Origin of the sequence: Paenibacillus donghaensis (assembly GCF_002192415.1) — a bacterium.
GTDB lineage: Bacteria > Bacillota > Bacilli > Paenibacillales > Paenibacillaceae > Paenibacillus_AQ > Paenibacillus_AQ donghaensis.
The window spans coordinates 283,166-295,320 of the sequence record NZ_CP021780.1 but is presented as its reverse complement, the minus strand read 5'-3'; the positions used below and the strand labels follow the sequence as shown (position 1 = coordinate 295,320).

Here is a 12,155-nt window from a genome sequence, read left to right as displayed (position 1 = left end):
CTCGCTTCCTGATGTTGCGCTCCGCCTGAACCCTGGCTTAAGATTTGCCGCCGAGTCCGGTCAACAGGGTACCTGCATCCTTGCGGTTCATCGGTTCCGTCTGTGCTCCGCCCTGTGTGCCACCGCGGAACTTGGCACCATAATAACGCATCAGATCCACCGTGCGAATGAATTCAACCGGCTCGGCCACAACCGAACGGACGCGCACAGCCGGGCTGGCTCCGTCCGCAAGCAACCCATCCAGTACAGGCAGATGCAGCAGACGGCTTAATGACACCTGGACCTTGCGGCCGCTCAGATTATATTCATACTTCATCTCTCCAGGCATATTATCCGGGACCATAGCGGAAGCCTTGCCCAGCTTCCGGGCAGCCAACTCTTGATTGGCTCCAGCATCCCCAGGCAGTTCAATCTTGACGCCTCCGCCCTCTGCTCCGCCGCCAAACAAGGCAGACAGCAGACCATCATTGCCGATCCGCCAGTAGAGCGGATCATATTCACCCGGCGCATAATACCCGTGCTTCTCCTTATTGCTGTTGTCCCAGTTGTACACCGCCCGTTCAGCGGTTGCCGAAGCCACCTGCAGCAGCATTGACTTCTGATAGCTGTAGAGGCAGAAGAACAGCAGCAGCATCGTAATGCACAGGATCATCGGCAGCAGCAGCGAGGCCTCCACCGTGAAGCTGCCACGGTCATCCCGCAGCCGGTTCATTCAAAAACTTCCTGGGTCTTTTCTCCTGCGGTGTCAAACAAGGCTTGGATCAGATCAACAATCTCTTTACGAAACAGTAGAACTACAGTAATTAATACTGCAATAATCAGGATCATCTCCAGTGTGCCAAGTCCCTCTTCGTCCTGCCAGAACCCTTTTGCCTTCTCCACCATTGTCGATAACATCAGCTTCAGCCTCCTACATATTTAACATCATGAACGCCGGTGTTCCCACCAGCACAATTACAATCAGAAAGATAACCACCATCGGAAAAACCAATTTCGAGGAAGCCTGCTCTCCTCTTGTGCGGCTGATCGCCTTGCGCTTGTCCCAGAGCATCCGGGTAAGATCACGCAGCGCCAGCACGAAGTCACTCCCGCCTCTGCGGTAATTGAGCAGAACCGTCGTCGTAAACAACGACACCTCCTGCACCGCACAACGTTTGCTGAAGTTCTCAAACGCCTGCTGGAAGGAATAGCCCCCCTCCCACTCCGCGGTCATCACCAGCAATTCCTTGTACAGCGGATGATCCACTTCCTCCTTATGACTGTTCACACAACGGATAATAGCCTGCTGTACAGTTTCACCCGCACCTACCAGCAGGACTATGCTGCTTAGCAGATCCGGCAGCGCCAGCACAATGTTCTGCTCCCTGAGCCTAACCTTCTTATGCAGATCCTTAACCATTGCAGCCGGCAGGCCAACTGCCAGAATCAAGCCCAGCATAATTCCCGCCTCTTCGCCGCTCGCCAAAGTCAATAGGCTGCCTCCTGCCAGCAGCAGCCAGCTGTAGCTCAGCATTTCGCCTGCGAAGAGCAGCGTCAGCTCTGCACTGTGGCGGATGCCGTAGCTGCGCTGCAGTGAGCGCTGAATCCGCAGCAGCAGCGAAGGGAACCGGCTGCCTGCACCGCCCTTCTCCAGCAGCAACAGCAGCGGCTCACCAAGCCAGCGCAGCTTCAACCCTTCCATCGGCAGGCTGCGCAGCGCAGCATAACGGCTGCCGCATTTCAGGCGCAGCAGGAGCCAGCCTGCTGCCAGCGCCAGCAGAACCGCGCCGCAGATCCATGGCAATCCCCGCCGCTGTTCATAGCGGTATATCCATGATCTTCGTTGTCCAGAGGTAGCAGAGGAAGAGGGCGGCAAGCGATAGGGTTGAGATAATCATTCCCGCTCCGGTATACATCGGCTGCATATAATCTCCCGCCGTAAGACTCATGAACATCACCATAATAAGTGGCGAGATCAACAGCGCCTTGGCTTCGAATTTCTTCTGGGCGATGCTGACGGAGATATCCTGCTGGATATCGAGCTTCTCTCCAATCATCGTTGACGTTCGACGCACAACCTCAACCAGATCACCTCCAGTCCGCTTGCAGACAGAGAACACATCGGCAAACCGTTCAATATCCTCCATCCCCGCCCGCTGGCTGAAATCATGCAGCGCTTCTTCAATCGGTTGGCCATATTCGAGGCGTGCGCAGATGATATTCAGCTCAGAGATCATATCGCTGCCGCCTTCCGGATCAAGCATCTGCAGATCTGCCACCGCTTCGCGGAAGGCATTCTCTACCGAGCGGCCCGCAGAGAGCGAAGAGGACAAGGAGAACAAGGTCTGCTTGAACTGCAGGTTGAGTGCGGTCCGTCTCCGTTTCCATAAATAATCACGCAGCAGCCTCGGCGCATATCCCCCGCCCGGCACTAGCAGAAGGGCTATCAGCCAGTTGTGATAGAACAAATATCCAATGCCAAGCAGCAGTATGCCTCCCACCCCAGCCGCCAGCATATACTGCAGCCGGGATAAGTGGTAAATCGTATAGTCCGGCAGCTCTTCACCTGCGGCGGAGGCCCCCTTCATCCCACCTGCTGGCGCCCTAATCTTGAATGATATCCTTCGCTTGCTCATGCCCTTCAGCCCAACAGTCTTCTGCTCCTGCTTCATCCGGTTATTCAAATCACATTCCCTCCTTCATGAGGATGCCGCACGCACAGCATTGCGGATCTCAGCCTATAGCAGGAACGGCCAGGCCAGCCATCGCCAGCTTGTCCGTATGCTGCAGCGGGTGGCCGCAGCCCACCAGGCCGCCAAGCACCCGCCCGCCCTTCTCCCCTATCTCTTTAAAAGCATACAGCGGATGCAGCTCCACCTCGCCATCCTTCATGCCGATCACCTCGCAGATCTCCATCACCCGGCGGGAGCGGTCGCGCAGCCGCGAGAGATGGACAACAATATCAATCGCTGAGGAAATCTGCTGGCGGACAACGGCAACCGGCAGATCAGCCGCACTCAGCACCATCGTCTCCAGGCGGCTTACCATATCGCGGGCGCTGTTAGAATGACCGGTTGACAAGCTTCCATCATGCCCGGTCTGCATGGCCTGGAGCATATCCAGGCACTCCGCCCCGCGAACCTCGCCGACCACAATCCGGTTAGGCCTCATGCGCAGCGAGGAACGGATCAGGTCACGGATCGTAATCTCGCCACGGCCTTCCGTATTGGCATTGCGGGTCTCCAGCGAGACCAGGTTCGGCACCGTTACAATCTGCAGCTCGGCTGAATCCTCGATCGTGATCACCCGTTCCTGGGGCGGAATGAACTGGGACAAGGCATTCAGAAAGGTGGTCTTGCCCGACCCGGTTCCCCCGCTAATAAAAATATTGTATTTCGCTGCCACCAGCCGCTGCAGCAGCTCTGCCGCCTCTTGCTCCAGCGCCCCGCGCCGCACCAGCTCAGCCATCGTCATCGGCGTCTCCGGGAACTTGCGGATGGTCATCGCCGGACCCTTCAGCGCTACCGGCGGCAGCACGATATTCACCCGCGACCCGTCCTTCAGCCGGGCGTCCACAATCGGAGAGGAGTCGTTGACCACCCGGTTTACGCCTGACACCACGGTCTGGATAATATCCTCCAGCCTACCGCTCGACTCGAAGGACAACGGCAGGCGGCGAATCAGCCCCTCCTCCTCCACAAAAATCTCGTCATAGCTGTTGATCATAATCTCCGTGATGGCCGGATTGTCCACAAGCGGCTGCAGCACATCCAGCCCGCGAAAAGAGTCATACAACCGCTTGACCAGTCCGTGCTTCTCCTGCGCAGTCAGATAGTGCAGACTCTCCCGTTCAAGGACCGTCCGCTCAATATAGCCAGTCAGCTCGCGGTTCCCCACCGCTGAAGTCACATCAAGCCCTGCACGAATCTCACCGCGCAGCTCCCTGAACATCGTTTCATTCATACCGGGCAGTCCCCGTAAATACCTGTGGCAGCGCAGGCTCGATCATCCCCCTGCACAGCTGCAGAATCTCCTGCTGGAAGGGCGGTGAATTCAAGCTAAGCTCCTCACGACGCTGCTGCGTCCATGACGGAACATAAGGCAGCATATAGTCAAAAGCGATCCCTTCGGACGGCACTCTTCCTTCTGCAGATCCGGCGGTGCAGTTAACCGCGAACCGGCTTTTGGCGGCAAGATTCGGCGGCATCCCCGAGTGAGGAGCGCTTAGATGCGCCAGCCATTTGGCCGCCTTGTGCAGCGATACCTCATCGCTGCGCAGCACCCATAGCAGCAGACCGCTGCTGTGCAGCACCGCCTTCGTCCGTTCCTCCTCCATGCTTCCGGTGTCAATAATCACCACATCGTAGCTGGCTTCAGCAGCCAGAAGTCCCAGCAGATCCTGCGTATCCTGCAGGGTCATCTGCAGCATTTCCTTGATATTGGTCGCAGGTCTGAGGGAGGTGCTCCGCAGCTCATCGTGGCGGATCATATACGGAGCCAACCCGACCGCCACCTCCTCGCGGTTGTCCTGGCCCGCCTTCAGCTCATAGAGCAGCCGCTCCATACCGGGTGCATGTCCTGCAGGCATCCGCAGAAACAAGCCGCTGGTGTCCACACTCTCCAGGTTGAGATAAAATACCGACAGTCCCAGTCCTCCGAGCTGTTTAGCCATGCTGAGTGCTACCGTTGTTTTGCCGCTGCTTCCATTCGGGGAAACAATACCCAGCAACAATGTCTCCCCTTTCGCCGGATTGGTCCTCGCCCGCTTCACCTCACACAGCTGCAGGATCGCCCCGAGCAGCACAGGCAGCGCCTGATATTTGGCGATGCTGACACCGCCCGACCTTGCCGGATTTGTGCCCGGGTACCCTTCATCCTCACTCAGTACGGCCCACGGGACATTGCTCTTTCCTTCAACGAGCCACGCCTCTACAAAAGAGACATCCCCTACCACCGCATCCGGCACTTCCCCCTGTTTCATAAATTCCACAAAGGCATCCATCCGGCTAAAAGCCGTAATCCGCAGCAATTCACCATACTCGCTGTAATGCACATATTGCAGCAATGGTTCGATATACTGGCTCTCCCGTACTGCAAGCACTATCCTCGCCGCCACTTTCGCCACTCTCCTTTCTTCCTATAACAAGACAGCAAAAAAGCACCGCCAATAACCGTGACAAACGGTTAATGAACGGTGCTTCCGTTACTATCCTTTAATTTACAGCTATAGTAGCATATATATAAGAAGGCAGCAATCATTATTTTCCAACCTACTCACAGAAATCTGTCCCGGACCTCCGGTGTCGGCAGCATACACTGCTCATCCTTCCCGAACCAGCGGTAGCGGTTACGCGCCACGTAACGGTAAAGCGCATCCCGCACGATGCGGGGTACAGCGATAAATAGATAGGCCAGAGGCCATGGAAACCTTAGCCTGCGGGCAATCCGCAATACAGCAGCCGACTGTGTGTATTGGACGCCATTCTCCAGCAGCACCACCGTACTCAGCGGTCCGGACGTTAGACCATCGGCAGGCAGCAACGCCTGTACAGCCTCACTCTGCAGCGACGCGAACAGGAACCTGGCCTCAGGATCGCGAGGAATAATGAAACGGACCACACCCTGGCACAGATGGCATACTCCATCAATCAATACTACCGATTTCCCTTGCAGCTTGCCTTCCAGCTCCTTATCCATGTTACTCCCCCTCCTTCACTTAAGATTCAGTATACCCCGTTCCCCGATATAACAAAAAAACGCGGAAGAAGCTTCCGCGCCATCATGTCCATCCATTCAATTATTCGGCAATAGCCTTGTCAATCCATTCATCGCCAAGCATCTGGCCTTCAAAATCAGCTGAGAAGGCATCCATACATTTGCAGATGAAATCCTTGCGGCAGATCGGACATGGAGTTTTAAGCAGGCGGCTGATGTTCGTCATTTTCCATTCCGGAAACCGATGATAGAACGCGCGGCACTCCGTTCCGTCAGCAAGCTTGATAATGAACTCGTACAATCCTTCCTTATCATTGCTGCTGGCTTTGGTCACATTCGTAATATTCGGTCTGTAAGACATCTTCATCACCCATTTATTAAATTTTTGGTAGTTAGTTACACGCACGGCATTTTCTCAGATACTTAGACATATTAAAGAATTTCAGGGGTGATGTCAACCAAAGAACACTTATTCACGCTGCTGCCTGCCCTCTACATAAGTTATCCTGCCTTTATTTAGCCATTATTGCCACAAAAACAAGCCTTTAGCCCAGCTACGCCGCCAAAACACACAAAAGACCTGGGATTAAGTTCCCAGGTCTTCCGATATTCACTTTAGAGGCTTCACGCTACTCTTAATAAACTTCCTGCCTATTTGAAACGCTCACACGGAAGTGTTCCCGCAATCTTAATATTTGACTCCTGATATATTTAGTGTAAAATTAAATTGTGATAAATTAATATTCGGAAACTAAAAAGGAGGTTAAAGACATGAGCATTTATGATTTCGAGGCTCAAACGCTGCGCGGCGAGGAAGAATCCCTCTCCAAGTACAAAGGCAAGGTACTGCTTGTAGTCAACACAGCCAGCAAATGCGGATTTACCCCTCAATTCAAAGGTTTGCAAGAGGTGTATGAGAAATTCAAAGACCGCGGCTTCGAGGTGCTTGGATTCCCAAGCAATCAGTTTGCAGGCCAGGAGCCTGGCGAGAGCGAGGAGATTGCCGAGTTCTGTGAGATTAACTACGGGGTAACCTTCCCGATGTATGAGAAGATTGATGTCAAAGGCGACGAAGCCCACCCTCTGTTCAAATATTTGTCCAAAGAAGCGCCGGGTCTCATGGGCTCCAAAAGTGTCAAGTGGAACTTCACCAAGTTCCTTGTGGATCAGGAAGGCCGTGTCCTGAAGCGGTTTGCTCCCAAGACCACCCCTGACCAGATTGCTGACGATATAGCCAAGCTGCTGAAATAGAGTCTTAATAAGATTACAGCTATACTTCCTGATATTTATTCAAAAAAAAGATGCCCCTTGCACACCGTAACAACGGCCATGCAGGGGCTGCTTACCATTCCCTTTAGAATGAAATAGTTCCCCAATCAAATCGGAGGAAGCCATCATTGCATTTTTTGCAGCTCAATAGAATTTGATTTCCTCATAATCAATCATATTGATGAGTTTCTCAATGGACCGCAGACGATCCGCATCCAATCCCTGCATAAATTCAATGTAGTGTGACCTCCAATCATCATCGCTTCCGCTGCTGTCTGATACAATCGTTTCAAAATCCAGGAAGTCGCTCCGAAGTTCCTCGTAAAAAACGATCTTGGCCAAGATCGCTAGTTCCGTATCGCCAAACAGGACAAATACCGCCTCATATTCGTCCCCGTAAAGACTATCAGATTCAAAAACATCCAAATAATCATGAAGCGAATACAGCCTCGATTTGATTAAAAGGGCCTTATCTTCCTTCTTGTCACTTTTCATGATTTCAGCCAGCAATTTCCGCAGTTCAATATCGCTCAAATGGTCATCCGGATTTAAAGAAAATTCAAGTGGCTTGAGTCTCTCTTCCTGCCGAGTTAAAATGAGGGCATGCATACTGCGGGAATGTGCTGTATTGACGATACGTTGTACCAGCGTATCTCGGCATTGATCCATGCACTCTGTTAATGAAGGTTCGATGATATACAGTTCATTCTGAAGACGGACCATCGCTTCACGGACGAGGAAATCAACTTGAATCGGAGTAGCCTGAGTCAAGTCCCGCTCCAACCGCTCGAATTGATACTCCGAAATCTTGACCTGGCTTGCCTCACCGCCCGATAAAACAGAGAAGATTACATTATGTAACATCAGTTCATAGATGTTGAATAATTCGATACGATAATCAAACCGGCTCACTCTCCCGAAATCACCAGCGTATCGAGAAGGTCTTCGTGGCTGAAGAAGTGGCAAAACTTAGTTTCCATCTGAAGACGCTCCAAATATTGTTTAATGTAAAAGATACCCTGAAGCCGCATATCGTCGATTGCCAGAGGATAATCAATGCTGGCCATCGTGTTATGTGCGTCAAAGATAATTCCGTATTTCTTCATAAATACGGGCAAAGACTCATCTATCGTCATGTTGTAGGCATCCACCGGGACATCGAGCTTGTTCTTTTTGACTTCATTGTAAAGTTGTTTCGTCTCTTCAAAGCATTTGCTTACAATCTTCTTCGCATACCACCGCGTTAATCGCTGCAAAATATCCCCATCCAACTTGGCTAATCTCTTTTGGCTGTAGTTCGTGTAGTAATAATTTCTCTATCCTTGGATCTTTGGATTGAGCCATTTTACCTGTTCCGCAAACGATTTCGATCGCATGCTCGGGGGGACCAATCTTTCTTTGACCACCTCTCGAATGAAGTTAGACTGAAAAGGAGATTGTAACCCATGAGAAAACTGTGTATGACGAAGCCTTTAAACGTCCGACGGTACAACATATTAAGGAAAGTGGACAAACGGTGGCGGAAGTCGCCCGAGAGCTGAAGATCAACGACAACACCGTATGGTTGGGTCAAGAAGTTTGGAACAGATCCGGAAGTGGTTGCAGCCCAGGTATTCAAGTCAGACGAGCATCAGATGCGGGAAATGCAGAAGCGAATCTGAGAGTTACAAGAGGAAAATGCAATATTAGACATCTAATCCACCAAAGAGCGAAGGTACATTTCAACTTGATCGCTCCGATCTGAAAATTGGATGAAATGTGTCTTATGAAATTTGTAAAGTTTATTAGCTTACACCCATTTGGTTACAAACTTTTATAGACAAGTACATACTGAACTAATATAATGACCTTACAATTATTTACTTTTTGGTAAATGATATCTTCCTTAAGGAGGCTTGAAATGTTACTCGAAATACAACAAGTGAGTAAGCAATACAAGAAAGACTCATGGGCATTGCAGGATATAAACCTACAACTGAAACCAGGCATCGTAGGTTTACTTGGACCAAATGGGGCAGGTAAATCTACTCTAATGCGAATTCTCGCCACCATCTCTCAACCTTCGAATGGAACTGTGAGTTGGAATGGAGAGGATATTCGTAAAAAACCCGATGAATTGCGTCGCACCCTCGGATATTTACCTCAAGATTTTGGCGTGTACCCACATTTGAACCCCGTGGAATTTCTTGAATATGTTGCTGCATTGAAGGGATTGGACCGCAGTAAAATCAGACCTCGAATTTTGGAAATTCTTGAACTATTGAATTTACATGATACTTTAAAACGCCCGATTGGTAGTTTCTCTGGAGGTATGCGCCAACGAATTGGGATTGCCCAAGCGCTGCTCAATGATCCTCGATTGCTAATCTTTGACGAGCCGACAGTAGGCCTCGACCCGGAAGAAAGGGTTCGCTTTCGTAGCTTGTTGACAGATTTATCAGGAGAAAGAGTTATTATCCTTTCCACGCACATTGTGTCCGATATAGAAGCAACTGCTGATCAAGTTGCCATTTTATCCAAGGGACAATTACTAACAAAGTCAAACCCTTCCCAACTCCTACATAATGTTAAGGGTAAGGTGTGGTCTGTTGTCATACCGGATCATGACCTTCAGGAAGCCCGTGCTAAATGGACAATTAGTGCCACAATTCGACGAGAGGACGGCCTACAACTTCGTATTGTCTCTGATCAACCGCCACTTCCAGGCTGTACCCCAGTATCTCCAAGCCTGGAAGACGCCTATTTACATATTAAGACTACCCAGGAGGGAACTTTAAGTGGGAGCATTCCGCACCATATATAACATTGCACGCGCTGATTTTCTTGAGAGGATTAGAAGATTTTCGTTTCTGGTCATTTTGGGCATTACGATCATGGCGGCATACTTCTTTGTTCCGCCTGCTGAAGGCGGTTACGTGACGCTTTACCTGGATTATTATCGCGGGATCTACAATTCTGCTTGGGTGGGAGCATCAGTCGCCATTTCTACCACACTGTTCCTTTCGTTGTTTGGTTTTTATTTGGTGAAAAACAGCATAAAACGTGATGAAGAAAATGGTTTCGGACAAATTATCGCTTCAACCTCTGTGAGTAAGTTCAAGTATTTAATTGGTAAATCAATTAGCAACTTTTCCGTTTTGTCCATTATTGCTTTAGTGGTTATTCTCATTACGATAATTATGCAGTTGATTCGTGGAGAGGTTACTAAGATCGAATTATGGCAATTGATCTCACCCTTTCTGTTCCTCACTTTCCCCATAATAGCCATCGTTTCTGCTCTCTCTGTATTATTTGAGACATTGAAGGCTTTGAAGGGCACGCTTGGTAATGTGATTTATTTCATGCTTTTCATCGTATTCATCACTTGCTCAAGCTACATCCCCTTCGGGACAGACATTATTACAAACAGAATGGTGAATGATCTCACTTCGCTCGAGCCTAACTATACTGGATCATTCGGAATAGGGTTCCTAACTCTCGGCGAGAAACCTATCCAGCTATTCGAATGGCAAGGTATACATTGGAGCGGACCGTTAATAGGGCAGCAGTTGACACCATTCCTTTATGCCTTCCTGCTGGTACTAGTTGCTGCTGTTTTCTTTCGCCGTTTTCAGGAAGTTCCTTATGCAGCAGATACAGATAGCGGTCAAGAAGAATCCGAGACCTCTTCGGATAAATCATCTCAGGGCACGGATCCGACGGATAACACTAGGGATCTTAACTGGGCTGAGCAAAATAATCAATCAGTCTCTCCCACCCGTGCTGCGACACTAACGCCGGTGACCGTTCGCGATTCTTTCTTGTCATTGGTATTTGCAGAATGGCGCTTAATGATGAAAGGAATTGCGCCAGCGTGGTATGTTGTGGCCATTGCTTTGATTTTCTTAGGTCTATTAATGCCCCTCAGTACTTCAACGGAATGGATGATTTGGCCATTCACTTGGATTTGGCCGCTGATTTTTTGGTCTGGAATGGGGAATCGAGAATATCGCTACCAGACTTATTTTCTTATAGCTTCAAGTCCACGTTTCGTTTCCCGCCAACTTACTGCTGTATGGTTCTCAGGCTTTTTGCTGACATGTATAACGGGGATAGGCATGCTGGTTCGTTTCATTTTTGTAGGTGATGTAGAACATCTGGCACTTTGGATTTCTGCTGCCCTACTCATCCCCAGCTTTGCACTTGCCACAGGAGTACTTACAAAAACAAATCGCACTTTTGAGATACTCTATATGATTATTTGGTACATAGGCCCGATTAACAAGATGCCTTTTCTTGATTTCATGGGATCAGATTCCATAGGAGGGGCGAACTGGGTTACAGACATAGGAATTAATTCCTGGGTCTTAAGCTTCATTTATGTATTAATTAGTATCGTATTACTGATTGCAGCCTATATTTCAAGAAGCCGCCTAACACGGACTATCTAATTTCCATTAAATTCAATTAATGAATCTAGGAGGGGTTTTTTTGAGTAGAAGATCGTCTAATTCAAAGATGGGGACAATTAAAGTATTTGGTCTTATTGGACTTGTCATCGGTCTAGGTTTCTTCATTCTCTCATTTTTTGGATTAAACATTCCTATTGTAGTCAACACAACTACTTATGATGGAACAACAGCAGCACTGATGAAATTGATTGGAATTCCAATTTTGGCACTTATCATTGGCAGCATCGTTTCTATCTTCAGTAGTTTTTCAAGTAACAGGTAGCATGGCTAGTATTAATAGCTAATTTGCCAGGGTGATATCCACTTACACCAAATCAGCGTCAGTCTAGAACTTTATTTCTTCTGACAACCATTATAATTCCGATCTTATCCTAGATTTAGTTTAGTTTGCGCAAGAGACTCATCAGCAGCTCATGGTTCAAGTGCCAAAATATTTGGAGAGGTCGATTTCTACCGCGTGACATAGCCTTACTGCGCATACTCTCTCACCTTGCCGCTCGCCTGTTGTGCACTCCGCCCTGGGCGGTAGCCGTAGCTCCCCTCAGAAAAGAGCGGCTCAAACTGTGGGGACAGCTGCTGGGAGATCGTCTGCTGAATTACCCGGTCTACGACGTAGGTATGCTAAGTTTCCGTACTCCACTTCCATCTGGTTTGGGAATTTCTTTGCGCAGTACTGGGCTTGACTTGTACTGGCCTTCCCTGATCTTTTGCAGAAGCTCGTCTATATGTGTTCCTGCAGCT

General features: G+C 49.5%; 14 protein-coding genes. 4 read left to right on the top strand and 10 right to left on the bottom strand.

The genetic code is table 11. The features are described 5' to 3' along the window. Positions 1-37 precede the first annotated feature (37 nt). The 8 genes from B9T62_RS01070 to B9T62_RS01035 all read right to left on the bottom strand — a co-directional run bounded on the left by B9T62_RS01070 (position 38) and on the right by B9T62_RS01035 (position 6,055). Positions 38-712: a TadE/TadG family type IV pilus assembly protein gene (locus tag B9T62_RS01070; RefSeq protein ID WP_087913578.1), complete on the bottom strand. Its 675-nt coding sequence runs from the start codon at positions 710-712 to the stop codon at positions 38-40. Then, positions 709-897, bottom strand: a complete 189-nt coding sequence (locus tag B9T62_RS01065) for a Flp1 family type IVb pilin (RefSeq protein WP_169834307.1) — start codon at positions 895-897, stop codon at positions 709-711. The genes B9T62_RS01070 and B9T62_RS01065 overlap by 4 nt, the downstream gene beginning before the upstream one ends. A gap of 13 nt (positions 898-910) precedes the next feature. Next, positions 911-1,783 (bottom strand): type II secretion system F family protein, encoded by an 873-nt coding sequence (locus tag B9T62_RS01060; RefSeq protein WP_087913576.1) that lies wholly within the window; start codon positions 1,781-1,783, stop codon positions 911-913. 13 nt (positions 1,784-1,796) lie between these two features. Next, positions 1,797-2,567: a type II secretion system F family protein gene (locus B9T62_RS01055; RefSeq protein ID WP_245864503.1), complete on the bottom strand. Its 771-nt coding sequence runs from the start codon at positions 2,565-2,567 to the stop codon at positions 1,797-1,799. A 145-nt stretch (positions 2,568-2,712) separates the two neighbouring features. Then, positions 2,713-3,942, bottom strand: a complete 1,230-nt coding sequence (locus B9T62_RS01050) for a TadA family conjugal transfer-associated ATPase (protein WP_087913575.1) — start codon at positions 3,940-3,942, stop codon at positions 2,713-2,715. Then, on the bottom strand, positions 3,935-5,095 hold the full coding sequence (locus B9T62_RS01045) for a P-loop NTPase family protein (protein ID WP_157685394.1): 1,161 nt from the start codon (positions 5,093-5,095) through the stop codon (positions 3,935-3,937). The genes B9T62_RS01050 and B9T62_RS01045 overlap by 8 nt, the downstream gene beginning before the upstream one ends. Positions 5,096-5,253: 158 nt before the next feature. Next, on the bottom strand, positions 5,254-5,676 hold the full coding sequence (locus tag B9T62_RS01040) for a thiol-disulfide oxidoreductase DCC family protein (RefSeq protein WP_087913573.1): 423 nt from the start codon (positions 5,674-5,676) through the stop codon (positions 5,254-5,256). 100 nt (positions 5,677-5,776) lie between these two features. Further along, positions 5,777-6,055: a hypothetical protein gene (locus tag B9T62_RS01035; protein WP_087913572.1), complete on the bottom strand. Its 279-nt coding sequence runs from the start codon at positions 6,053-6,055 to the stop codon at positions 5,777-5,779. Positions 6,056-6,465: 410 nt separating this feature from the next. On the opposite strand from B9T62_RS01035, the gene B9T62_RS01030 reads away from it, so the two are divergent. Continuing rightward, positions 6,466-6,945 (top strand): glutathione peroxidase, encoded by a 480-nt coding sequence (locus B9T62_RS01030; protein ID WP_087913571.1) that lies wholly within the window; start codon positions 6,466-6,468, stop codon positions 6,943-6,945. A 162-nt stretch (positions 6,946-7,107) separates the two neighbouring features. Here the strand turns inward: B9T62_RS01030 and B9T62_RS01025 are convergent, their stop codons facing one another. Together B9T62_RS01025 and B9T62_RS41140 are read right to left on the bottom strand one after the other, a co-directional pair. Beyond that, positions 7,108-7,875 carry a DUF6179 domain-containing protein gene (locus B9T62_RS01025; RefSeq protein WP_087913570.1) on the bottom strand — a complete coding sequence of 256 codons (768 nt, stop codon included), beginning with the start codon at positions 7,873-7,875 and terminating at the stop codon, positions 7,108-7,110. Beyond that, positions 7,872-8,219, bottom strand: coding sequence for a DUF6179 domain-containing protein (locus B9T62_RS41140; protein WP_169834292.1), 348 nt, complete (start codon positions 8,217-8,219; stop codon positions 7,872-7,874). The genes B9T62_RS01025 and B9T62_RS41140 overlap by 4 nt, the downstream gene beginning before the upstream one ends. 644 nt (positions 8,220-8,863) lie before the next feature. Between B9T62_RS41140 and B9T62_RS01010 the strand changes: the two genes are divergently transcribed. The 3 genes from B9T62_RS01010 to B9T62_RS01000 are packed head-to-tail and all read left to right on the top strand — an operon-like array spanning position 8,864 to position 11,676. Beyond that, a complete protein-coding gene (locus B9T62_RS01010; RefSeq protein WP_087913568.1) occupies positions 8,864-9,766 on the top strand; it encodes an ABC transporter ATP-binding protein in 903 nt (300 codons plus the stop codon). Then, positions 9,741-11,393: an ABC transporter permease gene (locus B9T62_RS01005; RefSeq protein WP_087913567.1), complete on the top strand. Its 1,653-nt coding sequence runs from the start codon at positions 9,741-9,743 to the stop codon at positions 11,391-11,393. The genes B9T62_RS01010 and B9T62_RS01005 overlap by 26 nt, the downstream gene beginning before the upstream one ends. A 40-nt stretch (positions 11,394-11,433) precedes the next feature. Continuing rightward, the gene (locus B9T62_RS01000) at positions 11,434-11,676 is read left to right on the top strand and encodes a hypothetical protein (protein WP_245864294.1); all 243 of its coding nucleotides are present in this window, start codon (positions 11,434-11,436) and stop codon (positions 11,674-11,676) included. Positions 11,677-12,155: the final 479 nt, after the last annotated feature.